This window comes from Ensifer sp. GW823-FHT05D09, from assembly GCF_058795755.1.
Window position 1 is genome coordinate 687582 of the sequence record NZ_JBXAIA010000002.1, and the last position, 21659, is coordinate 709240.

Genomic DNA, 21659 nt, shown 5'->3' on the forward strand with positions numbered 1-21659 from the left:
CGGTCAGTGCCGCTCTTATGCTGGCCGCACTGGCGGCAACCATAGCGGTATCCGTTGCGGGAACGATCTTCTAGCCGCGCAATGCGATCCTGACGGGCGCGGAGGTCACCTTCGGGCAACGGCTGCTCGGCAAATGATCTGCGTTGTCGGCGGTCTGACCGACGCGAGCGACACGTCCTCTTCTGCCTCCCAGTACGTGGACTGCGGCGAACTCCGTCAGATCCACCTCGAGAACCCCTGATTCCCGAGGGGTTCAATTATCAGGGGTTGTGGCATAGTTCGCCGGGCACTGCGGCTTTAGTGCCCTGGGGGAGTAAGACGTGAACCCTTTGCGCTCGACACAATGTATCGCGCTGTCGCAGCCTGATATCGACACGCTACAGCGGGTCTTCGATGACATCTGCGCCGAACATTGCTGGCCGCGCGACAGCGCCCGCGCCCGCCGGCATGCACGCATGCTGATCGACGAATATCTGGCGGGTACGACAAACGAGCAATTGCTGCTCGTCGTCGGCCGCTGGTTCGCCTCCCGCCTCGCGGAGACATCGACCTCGGCTTAGAGGTTGCATGGCGGCGAAACGCACCCGGAAAGGCTGCTTACAAAAGCGTTATCCTGCGCTACATTAGAGCGATTGACTGTTTGCCGCGTGGGAGGAGCCCTGCCGCAAGCCGTCCCGATGCCGACATTCATTGAGATGATCTCGAGGAGGAGACGCATGTATCAAATCATCTGGAACCAGCCGATCGAACTCGACCTCGTGACGGGCGATGTCCGCACCGTCAAGGGCCCTTCTGACGCGCTTGCCTGCCTTGCCGACCATTGGCCGCGCCGCGGACCGAGCTACGTCGCCGCCCGCAGCGCCTGCCGCGCCGCCATCGACGGCCGTCGGACTGTCGAGGAAGCGCGATCGCTGTTTATTTCGGCCGCGCGAGAAGCTGAATTGAAAGCGCACTGAGAGGCGTTTTCCGCTTGCCTTGAGTGCCCTGCACTCACCCTTTGTCGTTGGCATGCGAAGAGCATGCGGGATAACGATTTGTTTGGCGCCTGACGCCGTTTCTGAGAAATGACACGTGGCGGCGCGACCGCGCCCCGGAACCGAGCCTGCGCATGGGATGAGGTGATTGCGGTTGCGTGCCGATTTGGCGCACCATCTTCAAAACGCACACAAATATCCCGGAAATGGCCCGATTTCTGTCGTGAAGCGTTCATTTCTCTCCGGTATATCATGAGGTGCCTCATAAAAACCAATTTCGAAGCGCCTCAGTCCCATTCAAGGGAAAAGCATAATGTCCCGGCAAAGGGACAACGAAAACGGGAGAGATATCATGACTGAACAGAATCTCTATCGCATCGTTGAAGTCACGGTAACACGCGGCGGTGACCGTCGCGATGTTGGCATCATGACCGTGCGCCAGGCCCTGGAACTGCAAGTCCCGAGCCTTGAATACAGCCATCCGGAGCTGAACTCTCGCTCCGACGGCCGGTTTCTCACACGCGACCAGTTGCAGGCTTACGCCGGCTGCGCCTGAGATAAACCCTTGCAGCACCCGGAGAGGGTGCTAACGTCCGGCTGGGATTCTAAACAGCCGGACAATCATGCAAACAGTCATTCCACTTTCGCCACCCGTCCTGTTGCCGATCACCGGCAGCCTCGTGGGTTTTCCGGTGCGCCGGGTCTATTGCGTCGGTCGCAACTATGCGGCCCACGCCATCGAGATGGGGCACGACCCGGATCGCGAGCCGCCGTTCTTCTTCCAGAAAAACCCGGACAATCTGCTGGTGGCTGACAAAGCCTTCCCCTACCCGCAGCGCACGAGCGATGTGCACCATGAGGTCGAACTGGTTGTCGCCCTGAAAAGCGGTGGTGCCGACATCCCGGTCGAACAGGCGCTCGACTGCGTCTATGGCTATGGCGTCGGCATCGACTTTACCCGCCGCGACCTGCAGGCGGAGGCCAAGAAGGCCGGCAAGCCCTGGGCCGCGGCGAAGGCCTTCGAGCATTCTGCGCCGGTTTCCGAAATCGTACCGGTCGAGGCGATCGGCCACCCCGCCAACGGCAATATCTGGCTGAAGGTCAATGGCGAACTGCGCCAGCAGGGCGACCTCGACCAGATGATCTGGAAGATACCCGAGGTCATCTCGGAGCTTTCGCGGCTCTTCACGCTGGCGCCTGGCGACATCATCATGACCGGGACACCTTCAGGCGTCGGTCCCGTGGTGCGCGGCGACACGGTAACCTGTGGCGTCGACGGCGTGGCCGCCCTCGCCGTCACCGTTCGCTAGGATCAGGGCGCTTCCGCAATCGCTCTGCACGGAGCCACGGAAGCGCTTGATCGTTTCATGCCGTAACCACCTTTGAGCCATTTCCTGACGGAAAACCGCTATGCACTTTTCCTGGAAATGCTCCTGACCGCAAGGATCACGCGATGCCGCTCTATGCCCTTGGACCGCTGCGCCCGCAAACGCCTGCCCAGGGCAGCTACTGGGTGGCGCCGGATGCCAACATCATCGGCCAGGTGGAAATTGGCGAGGATGTCGGGATCTGGTTCGGCGCGACGCTACGCGCCGACAACGAACCGATCCGTCTCGGCGCCGGCACCAATATCCAGGAAAACACCGTGATCCATGTCGACCCTGGCTTTCCCGTGACGATCGGCGAAGGCTGCACCATCGGCCACGGCGCGATCATCCACGGCTGCACCATCGGCGACAATTCGCTGATCGGCATGGGCGCAACGGTGCTGAACGGCGCCAAGATCGGCCGCAACTGCCTGGTGGGCGCCAATGCGCTGGTCACCGAAGGCAAGGAGTTTCCGGACAATTCGCTGATCGTCGGATCACCGGCCAAGGCGATCCGCGTGCTGGACGATGAGACAGTCAAGGGGCTGAAGCGCTCGGCGAGCCACTACGTCAAGAACTGGCAACGCTACGCGATGCAGCTGACCAGGCTCGACTGAACGCTACGCTGGAAACAGCGATGCACGCGCCGTCAGGCGCAGCTCTGGCAATGGCCGCGGATCTCGATCGTGGTCTTTTCCGTCTTGAAGTTCTGCGCCCGCGTCAGTGCCGACAGCCGCTGCTCGATCGCGATGTCGTGGAACTCGGTTACCTGCCCGCATCCCTCGCAGATCGTGAACGCCGTTACGCCATGGTCGTGCTCATGCTCGTGCGGGCATGTGCAGGCAACAAAGGCATTGAGGCTTTCGAGCCGATGCACCAGGCCGTATTCGAGCAGCTTGTCGAGCGCGCGATAGACCTGCAGCGGCGCACGAAACCCCTGGTCGCGCAGCTTGTCGAGAATGGTATAGGCGCTCAAGGGGCCTTCGGAATGGCTGAGCGCATCCATCACCATTGTCTGGTTCTTGGTCAGTTGCGGGGTCGCCATCAATGATGCCCTCCAGGCGTGGAATGAGACGCTGTCTCCAACCGGCGCCGCCCGATCGGCAGCAGACTCAGTACGAAAAGCGCAAGTGCGGCAACGACGATAGACGGTCCCGAAGGCGTATCCCAGTGCAGCGAGCCGAAAAGTCCGCCGGTCACGGCAAGCGCGCCGATGACCGAGGCGAGAACAGCCATGATTTCAGGCGATGTCGCAAAGCGTCGTGCCGTCGCCGCCGGGATGATCAGCAGCGACGTGATCAGGAGGATGCCGACGATCTTCATGGCAATGGCGATCACCAATGCCATCAGTAGCATGAAGAACAGCCGCGCCCGCTCCGGCTTCATGCCCTCGGCTTCCGCAAGCTCCGGATTGACGGTGGACGCCAGCAGCGGCCGCCAGAGATAGACGATGGCAAAAATCACCAGGATGCCGCCGCCCCAGATGATGTCGATGTCGGATTCCGATACCGCCAGGATGTCGCCGAAGAGAAATCCGACGAGATCGATGCGCACCCAGGTCATGAAGGCGACGATAACGAGCCCGATCGACAGTGCCGAATGCGAGAGAATGCCGAGCAGCGCGTCGGTCGACAGCGCCCCGCGCCGCTGCAGGAAGAGCAACAGTATGGAGACGGCAGCCGCGACGATGAACACCGCCACCATCAGGTTGAGATCGAGGAGCAAAGACAAGGCCACACCCAGCAGCGCCGAATGCGCCATGGTGTCGCCGAAATAGGCCATGCGCCGCCAGATAACGAAGCAGCCGAGCGGGCCCGCCATGACGGCGATGCCGATGCCGGCGATCAGCGCCCGGACGAAGAAATCGTCAAGCATCGCGCTTCTCCTTCAATTCGAAGCCATGCAGGCGGCTATGGTGACCGCAGCCGCAATCGTCGCCATGGTCATGCACGTTGTCGTCCTCGTCGTGGTGATGGCCGTCGCCGGGATAACAGTGCTCGGTGATCGAACCATCCGCATGCAGCACGCGCCCGTCGGGCAGATGGGTGTGGTCGTGGTTGTGGCTATAAACCGCAAGCGTGCTGGCGGCACGGCGGCCGAAGAGCTTCTGGTATTCAGGACTCTGGCTGACGGCCTGCGGCGTGCCGGTGCAGCAGACATGGCCGTTGAGGCAGACGACCGTGTCGGTCTCGGCCATGACGATATGCAGGTCGTGCGAGATCAGGAGGATGCCGCAGCCGGTGCGGTTGCGGATCTGCTTGATCAGTTCATAGAGCGCAATCTCGCCGCTGAAATCGACCCCCTGCACCGGTTCGTCAAGCACCAGCAGGTCCGGTTTGCGGGCAATCGCGCGCGCGAGCAGCGCCCGCTGGAATTCGCCGCCTGACAGATGTTGCACCTCGGCCTTCGCCAGGTGCAGCACGCCGGTCGCCGACAGCGCCTCCTCGATTTCCCGGCCTTTCAGCGGCCCGGTCAAGGTCATCAGCCGCTCGACCGTCAAGGGCAGCGTCCAGTCGACGGAAAGCTTCTGCGGGACATAGCCCACCTTCAGACCCGGCTTGCGCTCGACGTAGCCTTCGTCGGCCTTCAGCACGCCGATCGCGGTCTTTGCCGTCGTCGACTTGCCGGAGCCATTGGGCCCGATCAAGGTGACGATCTCACCGGGGCTGATCGAAAACTCGACGCCGCGCACCAGCCAGCGGCCGTTGCGGCGAACACCGGCATTGTTCAACCGCACCAGCGGTGTCGTTTCTGGGGATCGGAAATTCAGCATCAAAAAATTCCGGATTGGCGGTTGCCACTGGCTATCGCACACGTTATAGCATAACGCAATTGATGTAATAACATTACATTGAAACATCGACACGTTCAACCTGATGTGTGCGTGGTGTTTCAAGTGTCCGAACTGCGCCTGCCTCTGACAAAAAACTGAACAAGTTCAGGGACTTGCGTGACATTCAAGCCCGGAGAAACCGATGAAATCGTCTTCCGCCCTGCTGTTTGCCTCCACCATCCTGTTGTCGTCGCCCGTTGCGGCTGCGGGACCTAATGTGGTGGCTTCGATCAAGCCTGTCCACTCGCTCGTCGCATCGATCATGCAGGGCGTTGGTGAACCCGCGCTGATCGTCGAGGGCGCAGCCTCCCCTCATACCTATAACATGAAGCCGTCGAACGCTGCTGCACTTCAGGCAGCCAAGGTGGTGTTCTGGGTGGGCCCGGGGCTCGAAGCCTTCCTCGACAAGCCGCTCGATGCGCTGAGTGGCGGCGCGAAGGTGGTGGAACTCAGCGAAGCGCCGGGTCTCGAGAAGCTGAAATTCCGTGAAGGCGGCGCCTTCGAAGCGCATGATCATGGCCACGAAGGTCATGAGGGCGAAGCTGGTCATGGCGAAGAAGGCCATAAACACACCGAGGGCGAGGCGGAGCACGACCATGCCGCAGCCCCCGAGGCCGCTGCCGCCCATGATCACGACCACGCGCATGAGGGGCATGATCACGATCACGACGGTTTCGACATGCACCTGTGGCTCGATCCGCAGAATGCCAGGGCGATGGCGGCCGAAATCGAAAAGACGCTCACGGAGGCCGATCCGGACAATGCGGCCGCCTACAAGGCCAATCTCGAAAAGCTCAACCTTCGCCTCGACGCGCTCGACAAGAGCCTGGTTGAAACGGTAGCACCGGTAAAGGACAAGCCCTTCATCGTCTTCCATGATGCCTACCAGTATTTCGAGCACCGCTACCAGGTGCGGGTGGCCGGCTCGATCACCGTGAGCCCCGAGGTTCTGCCGGGCGCCGAGCGGCTGTCGCAGATCCATGCCAAGATCAAGGAACTGGGCGCGACCTGCGTTTTCGCCGAACCGCAGTTCGAGCCGAAGCTGATCAATGTGGTGATCGAGGGCACGCCGGCGAAATCCGGAACGCTAGACCCGGAAGCCGCCACGCTTGATGCCGGCCCGGATCTCTATTTCCAGCTGATGGAAGGTATCGGCACCTCGCTCAAGACCTGCCTCACGTCGGCAAGCTGAACCGTCCTCCCAAGGCGGCAAGCCCGTCTGTCAAGGCGGAGAAATCCGCCTTGAGGCGGCAGGGGTGGGCGTCCGCGCCCGCCCTTTTCTTTCCTCAATTTACGTAATGGTATAACATATAGGAATTGATATGGAAAAACTTCCTGTGACCGTGCTGTCCGGCTTTCTCGGCGCCGGCAAGACGACGTTGCTCAACCATGTGCTGACCAACCGCGACGGCTTGCGTGTTGCCGTGATCGTCAACGACATGAGCGAGATCAACATCGACGCCGCACTGATCCGCGAAGGCGGCGCCAACCTGTCGCGCACCGAGGAGCAACTGGTCGAAATGACCAATGGCTGCATCTGTTGCACGCTGCGCGACGATCTCTTGCGTGAGGTGCGCCACCTCGCCGAACAGAACCGGTTCGACTACCTGCTGATCGAATCGAGCGGCATTTCGGAGCCCCTGCCCGTCGCCACAACCTTCGACTTTCGTGATGAGAACGGCGAGAGCCTTGCCGACGTCGCCCGCCTCGACACGATGGTGACCGTCGTCGACGCCGCCAATCTGCTTGCAGATTATTCCTCGCTCGATTTCCTCGCCGATCGCGGCGAAACCGCCGGCGAAGGCGATACCCGCACCCTGGTCGATCTGCTGGTGGAGCAGATCGAATTTGCCGATGTCGTCGTGCTCAACAAGATCGGCACGGCCACACCTGAGCAGGGCGATGCCGCACGCAAGATCATTGTCGGCCTGAACCCGGACGCACGGCTGGTGGAAGTGGATTTCGGCAAGGTGGAACTGCGCGACGTGCTCGGCACCGGCCGCTTCGATCTTGCCAAGGCCGAACAACACCCGCTCTGGTACAAGGAACTGCACGGCTTCAAGGATCATATCCCCGAAACCGAGGAATACGGTATCCGCTCCTTCGTCTACAAGGCCCGCCGTCCGTTCGATCCCACGCGCTTTCAGGCGTTTCTCGATCGATCCTGGCCGGGCGTGGTGCGCGCCAAGGGCTTCTTCTGGCTGGCGACACGGCCCTATCATGTCGGCGAACTGAGCCAGGCTGGCGCGCTGGTCAGAACGTCGAAGATGGGCCTGTGGTGGGCAGCCGTGCCGAGGGAGCAATGGCCGCGCGACCCCGGCTTCCTCAGGGCTGTCGGCCCCTATATCGATCCCGTCTGGGGCGACCGTCGTCAGGAGATCGTCTTCATCGGCGCAGACCCGATGGACCAGGCCGCACTGAGCGCCGAACTCGATGCGTGCCTCGTCAAAGACACCAGCTTTCAGCCGGACCGTTGGCGGGATCTGCCGGATCCCTTCGCAAGCTGGTCGCAGCGGGCGGCCTGATGCAGGCAACGGGACAGAGGCCGCGTCGGCTGCGCTTCATCTGCATGGGTCTCAGTGCCGCCGGCAGGCCGGTGCCTATGTTCGATCCGTTCTTCGACGGGCGAGATGAGGTAGAGGAAGGTCCTGTGCCGATGGGACCGCTGGAGCTTCTGCTGTTCGGAAAGCGGGAACGGACCGAGCCTGAAGATCTCCCGTCGATGCGTCGAATGACAACGTAGCCCCCGGGAGGAGGAGGAAGGGGTCGGCGTTTCGTCAGACAGGCATTTGGGGATCTGCCAAAAGTCGAAGGGGCAGCCCGAAGGCTGCCCCGATCGCTTGGCTTAACGCGTCGATGCCAGGCCGACGATGACGCCGGTCGCCAGGCTGATCAGCAGGAAGTCGTTGTCGACGCGCACCCACTGCTGGCCGCGCGGCGGCTGGCGCAGCTTGTAGCGGCGGTAGTCACGCACCTGCGCCATATGGCGGCGCTCGGCCGGGCTCAGGCGATGGCCGCGGGACCAGCGTTCCCTCTTTTCGATGGTGACCCGCTTTTCGATGGTCACGTGCCTGTCACCACGGCGCTCCACGTTGCGGTCCATGTGGCGATCAACCTGGTGGCGCTGGTAGCGGTCATGGTTCTGGGCGACTTCGAAGGAACCTGCCGGTTGCGCAAAGGCGGCGACCGGCGTGATCAGGAAGGAGCTGGCGACCAGGGCGGTCAGGAGACGTTTCATCGGGGTATTCCTTTCGTTATTTGCACCCCGAAAATAGGCCCGACTTCCTGAACCGAATATGAAACACTACATTACAAATACGTAATGATATTCTATGCTTATGAGCGTTTCCTTACAAACGTGCACTTCACTCGGACAAGCTGACGTAACGGAACCGATCGAAATCCGCCGCCAGCCCCGAGCCCGACGTATCGAACGCGAACATGCCGGCGAAGGCCCCGGTGAAGGATCCGTGCTCGCCGCGGCCACCCTCGTCCGACACCACACCGGCATCGAGAACCGGGCCGATCGCCTGCCACTCCATCCCGCCGTCGGCCCGCCAGAAAAACTGCAGGTCGTTGTCACGCACCTCCATGGCAAGCTCGATCGGTCCCGTCGGAACGGCGATGCCGCTTCCGACGGGAAACTGCAGCCGGCCATGCGGGAAGTCGCCCGGACAGGACAGGATCGTCAACGCCCGCCCGAGTGTCTCATGCCAGGTCAGGCCGAGCGCATGGAACTTGTGGCGGTTGTAGTAGTGCGCGAGCCCGGCCACCTGCTGGTAGGTCCCGGGCGCGAATTCGACCGAGGTTTCGGCGCGGAAGGAGTGATGCTCCTGCCGGCGGGCGACGAGGGCCTGCTCGAACCAGCTGCCGATGCTCTCGCGGCCAAAGAGCCGCAAATGCCCTGCCCGTCTTTCCAGCGAAAAGATCCGCTCGGGCAGCGGCGTTCGCAGCCATTGGAATTCGGACGGCAACGCCGTTTCATCGAAATCGGTCTCGACCACACGCGGCGACGACAGGGCCCGGGCGGCACCCGGGGCTGCGATTGTGATCTCGGGAACCGGCCCACTGTTTTCCAGATAGAGCCAGCCATCGTCGCGCCAGACACATTTCTGCAGCGCCGTCTCGCGGCCAAGCGTGCAGCGGCGCTGGGGCGGCAGCGGCCGGCCGCAGAGATGCGTGTGATAGGCCTGCCCATCCGGCGTCTCGACATATTGCCCGTGCCCGGCGCGCTGCAGCGGCGCGTCGGGGTGGTCCTTCGAGGTGATCAGGTAAGTATCCGGGTGCATCTCGTAAGGTCCGTCGATCGTGCGCGACCGCGCCATGGTCACGGCATGATCGTATCCGGTGCCGCCCTCCGCCGTCGTCAGATAGTACCAGCCGTTCCGCTTGAAGAGATGCGGTCCCTCGACCAGACCGAGTGGCGACCCGGCAAAGATATTCTTCACCGGCCCGGTAAGCCTGCGCTTTCGCTCGTCCCATTGCTGCAGCAGAATGCCGTCGAAGGCCGGATGCTTGGGCGAGCCGCCAAAGCTCTCGCTGCGGTGGTTCCACTGCATGTTGAGAAACCACTTGCGGCCGTCGTCGTCATGGAACAGCGACGGGTCGAAGCCGGAGGAATTCACGTAAACCGGATCGGACCAGACCGCCTCGATCGCCTCCGCCGTGACGATGTAATTGTGCGCGTCCTTGAAGTTGCCGTCGAAGCGCTTGACGTCGGTATAGACGAGAAAGAACAGCCCATCGTCATAGGAGAGGCACGGCGCCCAGACGCCGCAGCTATCGGGATTGCCGCGCATGTCGAGCTGGCTTGCCCGCTCCAGCGGCCGGCGCACCAGCCGCCAATTTACCAGATCGCGCGAATGATGGATCTGGACACCCGGATACCACTCGAACGTGGACGTGGCGATGTAGTAGTCCTCGCCGACGCGGCAGATCGACGGATCCGGGTTGAAGCCGGGCAGGATCGGGTTGCGAATCAGGGCAGTCATACCGGGCACTTCCTCCGTTTATCGACCACATCCAGCCCCAAACCATCACGATTTTCAAGACTGCAACGTTGCAGTTAGCTATGCGACATAGGGCGACGCCTACGGGAATCCGGCAGTATCGTCATTCCCCGCCTTCAGATTTCCAAGTGGAACCCCCTGACGATACTGGGTCATGCCCTGTTGTGCCCAATGATTGGGCAATCGCCTGATAGCTCTATTCGACTTTAGTCTGGGGTGGCGGAACTAACAGGGAAAATCGAGCCTCGGACTTGAACGCGGGCTTGAAATCGGCACTCTGCCTGTGCTTGGCACAAAAACCAAAACAGCCACTGCGGGGAGGAAATCGATGAAAGCGTTACTCGGCTTCAGCCGACTCATAGACACGATTACCGAGTTCATCGGCAAATCGGTCTCCTGGCTCATTCTGGTTGCTGTGCTCGTCAGCGCCGGCAATGCCGTCATCCGGAAAATCTTCAACATGTCGTCGAACGCCTGGCTCGAGGCGCAGTGGTATCTGTTCGGTGCCGCCTTCATGTTTGCAGCCGCCTACACGCTGAGCCAGAACGAGCATATCCGCATCGACGTGGTCTACGGCCAGTTCTCGCGCCGCGTACAGCACTGGATCGATCTCTTCGGCCATGTCTTCTTCCTGATGCCTTTCGTGCTCCTGGTGCTGTATTACCTCTTTCCCTATGTGAAGATGTCCTTCGTCTCGGGCGAAGTGTCGTCCAGTGCGGGCGGCCTGATCATCTGGCCGGCAAAGGCTATCTTGCTCTTCGGCTTCCTTTTGCTCGCCTTCCAGGGCGTGTCGGAAATCATCAAGAAGGTCGCGATCATGACCGGCAACATGGACGACCCGACACCTTACGTGCCGACCCATGCGCCGCTTGACGACGTCGTCGCCCCGGAGGCCCGTCCATGATCGAATTCATTGCTGAAAACCTGGCACCGATCATGTTCGTTTCGCTGATCGTGTTCCTGCTGCTGGGCTATCCTGTCGCCTTCTCGCTTGCCGCCAACGGTCTCCTGTTCTTCATCATCGGCGTGGAGCTCGCTCCCATGTCGGATTCGATCAACCTCTCCTGGCCATTGCTCAACGCTTTGCCCGACAGGTTCTGGGGGGTGATGTCGAACGATACATTGCTCGCCATCCCCTTCTTTACCTTCATGGGGATCGTGCTCGAGAAATCGGGCATGGCGGAAGACCTGCTTGATACCATTGGCCAGCTCTTCGGCCCGATCCGCGGCGGTCTTGCCTATGCGGTCATCTTCGTCGGCGCGCTGCTTGCAGCCACCACCGGCGTGGTTGCCGCGTCCGTCATCGCGATGGGCCTGATCTCGCTGCCGATCATGCTGCGCTACGGCTATGACCGGAAGGTTGCCTCGGGCGTCATTGCCGCTTCAGGCACGCTCGCGCAGATCATTCCGCCGTCGTTGGTGCTGATCGTCCTTGCCGACCAGCTCGGCCGCTCGGTCGGCGACATGTATGCCGGCGCCCTCATTCCGGGCCTGGTTCTGACCGGCCTCTACATGGTCTACATCCTGATCATGACCTTCGTCCGGCGCGACTCGATGCCCGCACTGCCGCTGGCAGCCCGCACCCTCGGCTCCGGCGTCACGTCGCTGATCATCGCCCTCCTCGTCGCCGGCGCCTTTGCCTATGCGGCCCATATCTATCTCTATCCGACCCATGGCGAAAACGCCGACATTCTCGGCGCAACCGTCGGCGTCGGCTTCATCTACGTCGTCGCACTGCTCGATCGCGGCCTGAAGTTTAACGCGATGTCGCGGCTTGCCCAGCAGGTCATCATCGTGCTGATCCCGCCGCTGGCGCTGATCTTCCTGGTGCTCGGCACCATCTTCCTCGGCATCGCCACGCCGACCGAAGGTGGCGCCATGGGTGCCGTCGGTGCCCTGATCATGGCCGCGGCCAAGGGGCGCCTCACCATGGACGTGGTGCGCGGCGCGTTGACGGCAACGACAAGGCTTTCGGCCTTCGTGCTGTTCATCCTGATCGGTGCCCGCGTGTTCTCGCTGACCTTCTACGGGGTCAACGGGCACATCTGGGTCGAACATCTGCTGACGGCAATGCCGGGTGGCGAAACGGGCTTCCTGATCGCGGTCAACCTGCTCGTCTTCTTCCTGGCGTTCTTCCTCGACTTCTTCGAGCTTGCCTTCATCATCGTGCCGCTCCTGGCTCCGGCTGCCGACAAGCTCGGCATCGACCTGATCTGGTTCGGCGTGCTGCTCGGCATCAACATGCAGACCAGCTTCATGCATCCGCCCTTCGGCTTCGCGCTCTTCTATCTGCGCTCGGTTGCGGCCAAGGTGCCCTATCTCGACAAGATCACCGGCAAGACGATCCAGCCGGTGACGACAGGCCAGATCTACTGGGGTGCAGTGCCCTTTGTCGGCATCCAGCTCTTGATGGTGGCGCTGACGATCATGTTCCCGCAGATGGTCATGCACTACAAGGGAACAGGGACTGTCGTCGATCCGAACACGATCAAGATCGAGGTGCCTGGTTTCGGCGCCGGCGGTGGCGGCCTCGGTCTTCCCGGCGGCCTGCAGCTTCCAGGCGGCAGCCCGCTCGACCAGAAGCCGGCCGACCAGGGCGGCGCCCAGCCGCAGACAGCACCATCGAACGACCTCAGCCAGCCGCCGTCGTTTGGCAGCCCAGGTGCTCAGCCGCAGACGGCACCGTCAAACGACCTCAGCCAGCCGCCGTCGTTCAAGTAGAGCGGACTGGCAGATGGAAATACGAAGGGCGGCCCATCGGCCGCCCTTTTCATTTCAGCAAGGATTTATCCAGTCACTGGAAGCTTGCAGCAAGGCGTTTGCGCCGACCACCCCACCCTCATTCCTGTGCTCGTCACAGGAATCCAGTCAGCCCAAGTTATTGGGCTAAAACAGTCTTTTGACCCCACGGACGTGGGGTCGCTGGATCTCCGCCACAAGGGCGAAGATGAGGGGAAGAGGCATACGCCTCTCGCCAGGAGACCATCTTCCGGCCTTGACCTCAGCCAATGGGCAGGACGATTGCGGCATGCGGCGAGCGACCCCGCTCAGTCCAGTCGTTTTGCCGGATTGTCGCGGTACCAGTCGACGATCATGGGCATCATCTCCTCGAACGGCCCACCCACAAACACGTTGAGAAGCCCCATGCGCGCGGTGCTCTCGTTGCGGAAGTCGTGCAGGGTGCCGCGTGGGATGACGCAGATCGATCCCTTCTCCATCCGGTACCAGGTGTCGCCGACGAGGATGCTGGCCGTTCCTTCGATCACGTAGAAGATTTCGTCATTGTCGTCATGGCTGTGCGCGCCCGGCCCTTCGTGCCGCGCCTCCACCCACCATTCGGAAATTGAGAACCGGCCTTGCGTTTCCGGGCCGTCGGCTTTGAACACCGCCTGTATCGCGCCCATGTCGTAGCGCCGGCCGCCATCCGGTCCGTGCACGATCGATTGGCTTTCGCTCGGCATGACATCCTCCTCGTCAGGAATTGACGCCGCAACCCTACCACGAAATCAGGCGGCGATGCCGATCGTGAGAAGGAATGAAAAAGCCACCCGCAACCGAAGTTGCGGGTGGCCTCTGGCAATCGGGTGCAGGGGAAAGCTTAGAGCTTGCCGCCGCGCTGCTGGATCATCATGAAGGTATCGTAGTTGTATTCGGCGATCTGGGCATTCAGGTAGTATTCGCCGCGGAATGCCTTGATCGAGTCCCAGATCTTCTTGAAGGTCGGGTTCGTGGCTTCCATTTCGGCATAGACTTCGTTTGCCTTGTCGAAGCAGGCCGACAGGATTTCCGCGCTGAACGGGCTGAGCTTGGCGCCGGCGGCAACCAGGCGCTTGATCGCCGAAGGGTTCAGGTAGTCGTACTTCTGCAGCATGTTCGCGTCGGTTGCCTGGCAAGCGGTGCGCAGCAGCGACTGGTAGTTCTTCGGCAGGCCGTCGAAGGCCGCCTTGTTGAACATGGCGTGAACCGTCGGGCCACCTTCCCACCAGCCGGGATAGTAGTAGTAAGGCGCGACCTTGTAGAAGCCGAGCTTCTCGTCGTCATAGGGGCCGACCCATTCGGCAGCGTCGATGGTGCCCTTTTCGAGCGCGGGATAGATGTCGCCGCCGGCGATCTGCTGCGGCACGACGCCGAGCTTTTCGACCACCTTGCCGGCAAAGCCGCCGATGCGCATCTTCAAGCCTTGCATGTCGGCAACGGTCTTGATTTCCTTGCGGAACCAGCCGCCCATCTGCACGCCGGTGTTGCCGCCGGGGTAACCGACGAGGCCTTGGGTCGCCAGGAATTCGTTGAAGAGGTCGATACCGCCGCCATGGTAGTGCCAGGCGTTCATGCCGCGCGCGTTGAGAGCGAAAGGAACGGCCGCGCCAAGCGCCCAGGTCGGGTCCTTGCCCCAGTAATAGTATGCGACCGTGTGGCAGGCTTCGACCGTACCGGCAGCAGCCGCGTCAGCCGCCTGCAGACCGGGCACGATTTCACCGGCTGCGAACACCTGGATCTGGAAATTGCCGTCAGTGGCTTCGGAGACGTATTTGGACAGGACTTCGCCGCCGCCATAAATCGTGTCCAGCGACTTGGGGAACGACGAGGCAAGGCGCCAGTTGATCTTGGGGTTTGCCTGCGCGATGGCCGGCGATGCGAGCGCAGATGCGCCGGCCGCGGCCAAGCCACCGAGGCTTGCGTTTTTAATGAATGAACGGCGATCCATGGTTCCTCCCTATTTCCGCCAAGGCAGAATCCGGCGCGACCTTAGCCGCGCCTCCGCCCAATGGAACCTCACCGCCCTTGCGGCACGTGCGAGGCCCCGCTCCTCCTCCTCAAGCGCATCGCGATCTCTGACGATCGCTCCCTGCGCTTTCCTTTTTTATTGCTGCGCATGCCGTCATCACAAAACCGCTTCGCACTCTCGCGCGACATGCCTCAGAGCCATCCGTATCGCAACGCGAACCGGCGGCATCGACGCACCTTACACGCTCACTTATGCATGTCCAGCGGACGCTTTCCGGCGCATATTCGACTTTTGTCTAATGCGCCGGAAGGCAGCGTTCATTGCCCAAAATCGAGGCAAATCAATATTTTCGGCTAACTAGAGCTCCGCCGAAGTCGCCCAGAGATTGACGTCCGCTTCGCGGGCGTAAAGATCGATCTCGGCCAGTTCTTCCGCCGTGAACGTGTCGTTTTCGAGCGCCTTGACGCAATCGACGATCTGCTCGGAACGGCTGGCGCCGATCAGCGCCGAGGTGATGCGTCCGCCGCGCAGCACCCAGGCAAGCGCCATCTGCGCCAGCGTCTGCCCGCGCTTTTCGGCAATGCCGTTGAGCTTGCGGATGTTGTCGATGATCTCGGGCCGGATGAAGTCCTTCTTGAGGAAGTGGTTCTGTGCGGCACGGCTGTCCTGCGGAATGCCGCCGAGATACTTCGTCGTCAGCATGCCCTGGGCGAGCGGCGAAAAGACGATCGAGCCGATGCCGAGATCTTCCAACGTGTGCACGAGACCGTCATCCTCGATCCAGCGGTTGAGCATGGAATAGCTCGGCTGGTGGATCAGGCAGGGCGTACCAAGCTCCTTCAGGATCGCGGCCGCCTCGCGGGTGCGCTGCGAGTTGTAGGAGGAGATGCCGACGTAGAGCGCACGGCCCGAGCGCACAATGTGGTCGAGCGCGCCGCAGGTTTCTTCCAGCGGCGTGTCCGGATCGAAGCGGTGCGAATAGAAGATGTCGACATAGTCGAGACCCATGCGCTTCAGGCTCTGGTCGCAAGACGCGATCAGATACTTGCGGCTGCCCCACTCGCCATAGGGACCCGCCCACATGTCGTAGCCGGCCTTGGACGAGATGATCAGCTCGTCGCGCAGATGCGCGAAATCGGTGCGCATGATTTCGCCGAAGGCAGTTTCAGCCGAGCCAGGAGGCGGGCCATAATTGTTGGCGAGATCGAAATGGGTGATACCGAGGTCGAAGGCGGTGCGGCACATGTCGACCTTGCGGTCATGCGGGGTGTCGCCGCCGAAATTGTGCCAGAGCCCCAGCGAGATCGCCGGCAGCTTCAGGCCGGAGCGGCCGACGCGGTTGTACTTCATGGTGTCGTAGCGGTTTTCCGCCGGTAGCCAGGTCATCGCAATTCCTCCGCGATATCGATGGCGGCAAACACCCGCCATCCTGCAAACGAGAAGGGTTTCCGCGATTGCGGAAACCCCTGTTCAGCAACGTCTAGACTGGTCCGGTGCGGCTATGAAGCGGCAGCGGCACGATTTCCCGATATTTCTTCTTCCGTCTCGATCAGCAGCGCCTGCGCCTCCTCGATCCCAAGCGCCGCCGGCTGGGTGCAGGTGGTCGTCAGTTCGATGAACCGCCCTTCCTCGCCGGATTTCAGGATCGACACCATCACATCGACGCCGTGCAGCGCGCGCTCGAGCGAGCAGCGGGCATCACGCCCCTCGAGAATGGCGATCGCCATGTCGGCGAGACCGGCGGTGCGGTAGTTCGCCATCGGCCCCTGCGGATGCTCCTGGTTTTCGACCGCAAAGGGATGATCCCACATTTCGAGCGGCTGGATGTTCTTGTCGCGGCCGCTTGCTTCCACCTTGCCGCCGAAGAAATTGGGATCGGGCACGAAGATGGAGCCTTCTGTGCCGTAGAGTTCCATGTTGGCGTGGCGGTGCGACCAGACATCCCAGCTCGCCGACAGCGTGATCGTCGCGCCGTTCACAAATTCCAGCAGCGCGTGGATGTTGGTCGGCGTCTTCACCGGGATTTCTTCGCCGTTGCGCGGTTCGCTGGTGATCGTGCGCGTCGGATTGGCCATCGACGACAGGGCCGCCACGCGCTTCACCGGACCGATCAGGTTGATCAGGTTGGCAATGTAGTAAGGCCCGAGATCGAGGATCGGCCCGCCGCCTGGCAGGAAGAAGAAGTCGGGGTTCGGATGCCACATCTCCATGCCCGGGCTGAGCACGTGGCACGTGCCCGACGTGACGCGACCGATCTTGCCGGCGTCGATAAAGCTGCGGGCAAGTTGATGCGCACCGCCGAGGAAGGTATCGGGCGCGCAGCCGACCGTCAGGCCCTTCGCCTTGGCAAGAGCGCGCAGTTCCTCGCCCTGCTCCAGCGACAGCACCAGCGGCTTTTCCGAGTAGACGTGCTTGCCGGCTTCCAGAATGCTCTTCGACACCGGGAAATGCGCGTCAGGGATCGTCAGGTTGACGACGATGTCGACATCCGGGTTGGCAAGCAGCGCCTCGATGCTCTCAGCCTTGACGCCGTATTCGGCGGCGCGCGCTTCGGCTGCCGCCGGGTTGATATCCGCGCAGGCAACGACCTTGATGCCCCTGAAAAGCGGCGCAAGCTTGAAATAGGTGGTGGAGATGTTGCCGCATCCGATGATGCCGACGCCAAGTTCCTTGGTCATGGAATGAACCTGTTTCTCAATAGGATTGGATGGAGGCGAGCGAGCGCTTGGCAAAACGCTGGAAGTCGCTCGGATTGTCGTGCTCGGCGATGAAGTAGCGCGCCTTGGTGCCGGAAAGCGCCTGGAACAGACCCTTCCAGTCGACCGTACCTTCGCCGACGTCGGCCCAACCGTCCTCGTCCTTCTTCTCACCCGTCGGCGCGATGTCCTTCACGTGCACGGCCGTGATCCGGTCGGCGTATTTCTTGATCCAGGCGATCGGATCGGCACCGCCGCGGATGATCCAGGCGATGTCGGCTTCCCAGGAGAGATCCGGCCCGCCCGCAAAGATCAGGTCCTGCGGAATGCTGCCATCGGGCAAGGCGAAGAATTCGAAGTCATGGTTGTGCCAACCGAAGATCAGGCCGGCGTCGCGGTAAGGCTTGCCGGCCGCCTGCAGGCGCTCGCCGAATGCGCGCCAGCCGCCGGCATCCGTCGGGCGGTGTTCCGGCAGGAGATAGGGGCAGTAGATTGCGCGGATCCCGAGTGCCTTTGCGATTTCGAGCACCCGCGCCGGGTCGCTCTCCAGCATGTCCAGGCCGAAATGCGCGGTCGGCATTTCAAGGCCATTCTCGTCGAGACCGTCCTTGAAACTGGCGATCTCGGCATCGCTGAGCGCCGCATAGAGCGCACCGTAGCCTTCGACCTGGCTGTAGCCTGCTTCGCCAATCGCCTTCAGCACATTGGCAAAGGGCGGGAAGTTGCGGGCGCTATAGAGCTGGAAACTGACGTCTTTCATCAAAGATCCTCCTCGGGAAATCATCGTGATCGGTCTGATCGGTGGGAGCGGGACAGGGACTTCCCGCCCTTGTTGTCATCTCGCCCTGAGCCAGGCGTCATAGTCAGACACCAGCAGATGGACGGGGGATGCGTCTTCCTCGATCGCCGAGAAGCGACCGACGGGTTCGCGGAAGTAATTGTCCGTGAGGTCGTCGTTGACGGTCGAAACCTCGCCCATCAACACGTCTCCGTCCTCCGCCCAGAAGGCGTGCCAGTTGCCGGGCAGAAGCGTCACGCTCTCGCCGGGAAGCAGCTTCAGGAGATCGCCGGCTTTCAGCCGCCGCAGCCGCGCATCGGTCGCGACCTCGACATCGCTTTCCTCGTCGACGGTGCCGTCAGGGCGCGAATTGTACATCTGCAGCACCAGCGTGCCGCCGCCGCGGTTGATGATGTCCTCGGTCTTGATGGCGTGGCGATGCAGCGGATTGACCTGGCCGTTCAGGGTGATCATCAGCTTTTCGGCATAGACCATGCCCTGCCCCGTTCTCAGGTTCGAGGCGTCGCCATTGCGCAGTGTGAAGAGCACGAGGCCGAACTCGTCGAAACGGCCCTTGCCGTAGTCGGTAATGTCCCAGCCAAGACGGGCATCGTAGATGGCAGGGCAATCGGACGCGACGCGCGCCTTCAACTCCTCCGGCTTCCAGTAGGCAAAGGGTGGAAGCGTGAAGCCGAAGCTGCGCATGAAGGCATCGCTGCGGGCGATAATGTCATTGACGTGGCTGCGTTTCATAACGGCTCACCCCTTTCCCTGGCAGGATTCGAGATCGAAGACGGCAAAGCGCGGCAGAGTGCCGGCGCCAAGCGATGTCTTCGGCGTGAAGCGGATGACCTTCGTCTCGCCGGCGATGAGATCGAAGGCATTGTCGGAATAGCGCCCGGCGACATCGGCCTCGATCATCACGTGCAGGGCCAAGCCGCTTGCCGTGACTGAAACGTCGAAGGCACCGCCATCCGCCGGCGCAACGGCAAGCGTCAGCCCGGAAGGCTGAAGATCGAGCGCCTTGTAGGTTCCGTTTACGTGATGCCCCTCGCCGCGCATACCGTTCGACGCCTCGAAGGACCAGAACAACAGTGCGTTTGCGGGAATGTCGCGCGCCGCAATGCTCACCAGGGTCGCCGCCCGGTCCGGTGGGCAGCTGCCGGCCGCCGCCATCAGCGGCTCGCGCTTGCCGTCAAGCGTGACGACGAAGGCCTGCAGTTCCACAGTCACCGGCTCGGCCGTATCGTTGACCATCGAGAAGGCGATTTCCTTGCCGTCCTTGGAAGGAATGGCGGCGACGGCTACCGGCTGGAAGAAGCGGCGCACCATATAGTGCATCGCCTTCCAGCTGCCGCCGTAGTCGAGGCTTGACCAGGAGGCGACCGGCCAGGTGTCGTTGAGCTGCCAGTAAAGCGTGCCCATGCAATGGGGCTTCAGCGAGCGCCAGTAATCGACGGCCGTGCGGATCGCCAGGCCCTGCTGGATCTGGCTCAAATAGACGAAAGCCGGGAAATCCTTGGGGAAGCGAAAATAGCGGAACATCGTGCCGGCGATGCGTTCGTTGCCGCCCACATTCTTCTGGTGGCTTTCGATGACCGGCGACGCGATGTTGAGATCCTTCTCGGCCGCGAACTGGCGAATGACCGGCATCGACGTATAGGACTGGAATCCGAACTCCGAGCAGAAGCGCGGCCGCACCGAGCGGTAATTGTCGAACGACTTGTTCTCGTGCCAGACCGACCAGTAGTGCATGTCGCCGGAGCCGTCCGAGTGCCAGGCATCGCCGAAATCGAGATAGCCGGATGCTGGGCTTGAGGGCCACCAGATCGCCTCCGGCAGCGCGCCCTTCAACGCCACTTCCACCGTGCGGTTCAGGCGGTCATAGGAGACCAGATAACGGTCGCGATCCTTTCGCGGCTCGTCGAACCAGGTGAGCGCGCCGACCAGCTCGTTGTCGCCGCACCAGAGTGCGATCGACGGATGGGACGACAGTCGTTTGACCTGGTAGTCGACTTCGGCGGCGACATTGTCGAGAAAATCCGGCGTCGAGGGATAGAGGTTGCAGGCGAACATGAAGTCCTGCCAGACCATCAGGCCCAGCCGGTCGCAGAGATCATAGAACCAATCCGGCTCGTAGAAGCCGCCGCCCCAGACGCGGATCATGTTCATGTTGGCTTCGACCGCCGAGGTCAAAAGGTCCTCGACACCATCAGGTGTCACCCGCGACATCAGCGCATCGGCGGGGATCCAGTTGGCGCCACGGCAGAAGATCTCGCGGCCGTTGACGCGGAAGGCAAAGCGACTGCCCGCCTCGTCCTTGTCGGTCAGGAGCTCGATGGTGCGGAAACCGATCTGACGGCTCACCTGCTCCTGCGGCACCTCGACAGTCAGCAGCGAAAGGGCCTGCTCGCCGCTGCCGGCCGGCCACCAGCGCTTCGGCTCCGTGACGGTGAAGACATGGGTGACGCGGGTCTCACCAGTGCCAACGGCACAGTCGAGCCGCTCCCTCTGGTCGTCGAGCGAGAAATGAACGGGCAGGATTCCCGGGCCGTCGGCAAAAAGCGTGACGGTCACGAGCAGATCGACCGAACCGTCGTCGAGCCAGATCTGTTTTGTCGTCACATGCTCGATGCGGGCGATCTCCAGACGCCGCAGCGCCAGCGTGCCGTAGATGCCGAGCGGCGCGATCGCGATGTTCCAGTCCCAGCCGAAGTGGCACTGGGGCTTGCGCAGCATGTTGCCGTTGGCGATCGGCGAATTGCCAGGGTGGTAGGGCACGTAGAAGGGCTGGGCCGCCTGCCGTCTCGCCCCCTCAGCTATCGAGGACGGAAGCACGATGCGGATGCGGTTTTCACCTGGCACAAGCGCGCGCGACACATCCGGTCGATGGCGGCGGAAGCAATTGTCGGCTTCGAGCACCATCAGGTCGTTGACGAAGACGGAGGCAACCGTGTCGATGCAGTCGAGGTCGAGATACCAGTAGCCGCCGAGATCGCCGGCATCGATCGACACCGATCGCTCGATCACCCAGTCCTTGTGCGCCACCCACTGCACGTCGTCTTCGTTGCGGCCGACATAGGGGTCGTCGATGATGCCGGCCTTCTGCAACGACGTGTGCACGTCGCCCGGCAACACCATCGGGACGACATGGCTTCGGTCGCTGGCAGTGAGCAGCCAGTCGCCTGAAAGGTCGAGGTGGACGGCGGTTCGGTTCAGGTCCTCTGAGAGCATTTCCATATTCCGTTGATCACCGGCGACGGTGCCGGCATGCCA

At 62.0% G+C, this 21659-nt stretch carries 21 protein-coding genes; 9 read left to right on the plus strand and 12 right to left on the minus strand.

Going from position 1 to position 21659, the window contains the following annotated elements; all coding sequences use genetic code 11:
- The first annotated feature begins 320 nt into the window (after nucleotides 1–320).
- The 5 genes from AC1Q80_RS09075 to AC1Q80_RS09095 all read left to right on the plus strand — a co-directional run bounded on the left by AC1Q80_RS09075 (nucleotide 321) and on the right by AC1Q80_RS09095 (nucleotide 2958).
- On the plus strand, nucleotides 321–560 hold the full coding sequence (locus AC1Q80_RS09075; protein ID WP_209791344.1) for a hypothetical protein: 240 nt from the start codon (nucleotides 321–323) through the stop codon (nucleotides 558–560).
- Nucleotides 561–716: 156 nt separating this feature from the next.
- Complete coding sequence (locus AC1Q80_RS09080; RefSeq protein WP_173420219.1) at nucleotides 717–956, plus strand: DUF982 domain-containing protein; 240 nt, start codon at nucleotides 717–719, stop codon at nucleotides 954–956.
- Between the two features lie 370 nt (nucleotides 957–1326).
- The gene (locus AC1Q80_RS09085; RefSeq protein ID WP_210264383.1) at nucleotides 1327–1530 is read left to right on the plus strand and encodes a hypothetical protein; all 204 of its coding nucleotides are present in this window, start codon (nucleotides 1327–1329) and stop codon (nucleotides 1528–1530) included.
- 67 nt (nucleotides 1531–1597) lie between these two features.
- Nucleotides 1598–2284, plus strand: coding sequence for a fumarylacetoacetate hydrolase family protein (locus AC1Q80_RS09090; RefSeq protein ID WP_209791345.1), 687 nt, complete (start codon nucleotides 1598–1600; stop codon nucleotides 2282–2284).
- Between the two features lie 143 nt (nucleotides 2285–2427).
- The gene (locus AC1Q80_RS09095) at nucleotides 2428–2958 is read left to right on the plus strand and encodes a gamma carbonic anhydrase family protein (RefSeq protein ID WP_492360204.1); all 531 of its coding nucleotides are present in this window, start codon (nucleotides 2428–2430) and stop codon (nucleotides 2956–2958) included.
- 32 nt (nucleotides 2959–2990) lie between these two features.
- On the opposite strand, the gene AC1Q80_RS09100 is transcribed toward AC1Q80_RS09095, so the two are convergent.
- From AC1Q80_RS09100 to AC1Q80_RS09110, 3 genes are read right to left on the minus strand one after another with little or no spacing between them, the layout of a single operon-like run.
- Nucleotides 2991–3386 carry a Fur family transcriptional regulator gene (locus AC1Q80_RS09100; protein ID WP_077503781.1) on the minus strand — a complete coding sequence of 132 codons (396 nt, stop codon included), beginning with the start codon at nucleotides 3384–3386 and terminating at the stop codon, nucleotides 2991–2993.
- Nucleotides 3386–4216 (minus strand): zinc ABC transporter permease subunit ZnuB, encoded by an 831-nt coding sequence (gene znuB / locus AC1Q80_RS09105; RefSeq protein ID WP_025427319.1) that lies wholly within the window; start codon nucleotides 4214–4216, stop codon nucleotides 3386–3388. Before znuB ends, AC1Q80_RS09100 begins: the two co-directional genes overlap by 1 nt.
- Nucleotides 4209–5114 carry an ATP-binding cassette domain-containing protein gene (locus tag AC1Q80_RS09110; RefSeq protein ID WP_173420222.1) on the minus strand — a complete coding sequence of 302 codons (906 nt, stop codon included), beginning with the start codon at nucleotides 5112–5114 and terminating at the stop codon, nucleotides 4209–4211. The genes znuB and AC1Q80_RS09110 overlap by 8 nt, the downstream gene beginning before the upstream one ends.
- Before the next feature lie 202 nt (nucleotides 5115–5316).
- On the opposite strand from AC1Q80_RS09110, the gene znuA reads away from it, so the two are divergent.
- Both znuA and zigA read left to right on the plus strand, forming a co-directional pair.
- Nucleotides 5317–6366 carry a zinc ABC transporter substrate-binding protein ZnuA gene (znuA, locus tag AC1Q80_RS09115; RefSeq protein WP_492360205.1) on the plus strand — a complete coding sequence of 350 codons (1050 nt, stop codon included), beginning with the start codon at nucleotides 5317–5319 and terminating at the stop codon, nucleotides 6364–6366.
- Between the two features lie 130 nt (nucleotides 6367–6496).
- Nucleotides 6497–7699 carry a zinc metallochaperone GTPase ZigA gene (gene zigA / locus AC1Q80_RS09120; RefSeq protein WP_492360206.1) on the plus strand — a complete coding sequence of 401 codons (1203 nt, stop codon included), beginning with the start codon at nucleotides 6497–6499 and terminating at the stop codon, nucleotides 7697–7699.
- A 320-nt stretch (nucleotides 7700–8019) separates the two neighbouring features.
- On the opposite strand, the gene AC1Q80_RS09125 is transcribed toward zigA, so the two are convergent.
- On the minus strand, nucleotides 8020–8412 hold the full coding sequence (locus AC1Q80_RS09125; RefSeq protein WP_173420225.1) for an RcnB family protein: 393 nt from the start codon (nucleotides 8410–8412) through the stop codon (nucleotides 8020–8022).
- 127 nt (nucleotides 8413–8539) lie between these two features.
- Entirely contained in the window at nucleotides 8540–10156 is a 1617-nt protein-coding gene (locus tag AC1Q80_RS09130) for a glycoside hydrolase family 43 protein (protein ID WP_492360371.1), read from the minus strand.
- Between the two features lie 355 nt (nucleotides 10157–10511).
- Here AC1Q80_RS09130 and AC1Q80_RS09135 point away from each other — a divergent pair, with 355 nt between their 5' ends.
- Nucleotides 10512–11087, plus strand: a complete 576-nt coding sequence (locus tag AC1Q80_RS09135) for a TRAP transporter small permease subunit (RefSeq protein ID WP_173420227.1) — start codon at nucleotides 10512–10514, stop codon at nucleotides 11085–11087.
- Nucleotides 11084–12904 carry a TRAP transporter large permease gene (locus AC1Q80_RS09140; RefSeq protein ID WP_173420228.1) on the plus strand — a complete coding sequence of 607 codons (1821 nt, stop codon included), beginning with the start codon at nucleotides 11084–11086 and terminating at the stop codon, nucleotides 12902–12904. Before AC1Q80_RS09135 ends, AC1Q80_RS09140 begins: the two co-directional genes overlap by 4 nt.
- 326 nt (nucleotides 12905–13230) lie before the next feature.
- Here the strand turns inward: AC1Q80_RS09140 and AC1Q80_RS09145 are convergent, their stop codons facing one another.
- The 7 genes from AC1Q80_RS09145 to AC1Q80_RS09175 form a co-directional block, all read right to left on the minus strand.
- Entirely contained in the window at nucleotides 13231–13644 is a 414-nt protein-coding gene (locus AC1Q80_RS09145) for a cupin domain-containing protein (RefSeq protein WP_173420229.1), read from the minus strand.
- Between the two features lie 137 nt (nucleotides 13645–13781).
- Nucleotides 13782–14888: a TRAP transporter substrate-binding protein gene (locus AC1Q80_RS09150; protein ID WP_173420230.1), complete on the minus strand. Its 1107-nt coding sequence runs from the start codon at nucleotides 14886–14888 to the stop codon at nucleotides 13782–13784.
- 378 nt (nucleotides 14889–15266) lie between these two features.
- The gene (gene mgrA, locus AC1Q80_RS09155; protein WP_173420231.1) at nucleotides 15267–16295 is read right to left on the minus strand and encodes an L-glyceraldehyde 3-phosphate reductase; all 1029 of its coding nucleotides are present in this window, start codon (nucleotides 16293–16295) and stop codon (nucleotides 15267–15269) included.
- Between the two features lie 113 nt (nucleotides 16296–16408).
- Nucleotides 16409–17587, minus strand: coding sequence for a Gfo/Idh/MocA family protein (locus AC1Q80_RS09160; RefSeq protein ID WP_173420232.1), 1179 nt, complete (start codon nucleotides 17585–17587; stop codon nucleotides 16409–16411).
- A 16-nt stretch (nucleotides 17588–17603) separates the two neighbouring features.
- Nucleotides 17604–18365, minus strand: coding sequence for a sugar phosphate isomerase/epimerase family protein (locus tag AC1Q80_RS09165; RefSeq protein WP_492360207.1), 762 nt, complete (start codon nucleotides 18363–18365; stop codon nucleotides 17604–17606).
- 75 nt (nucleotides 18366–18440) lie between these two features.
- Complete coding sequence (locus tag AC1Q80_RS09170) at nucleotides 18441–19136, minus strand: D-lyxose/D-mannose family sugar isomerase (protein WP_173420234.1); 696 nt, start codon at nucleotides 19134–19136, stop codon at nucleotides 18441–18443.
- A gap of 6 nt (nucleotides 19137–19142) precedes the next feature.
- The gene (locus AC1Q80_RS09175) at nucleotides 19143–21617 is read right to left on the minus strand and encodes a glycoside hydrolase family 2 protein (RefSeq protein WP_492360208.1); all 2475 of its coding nucleotides are present in this window, start codon (nucleotides 21615–21617) and stop codon (nucleotides 19143–19145) included.
- Between the last annotated feature and the right edge of the window lie 42 nt (nucleotides 21618–21659).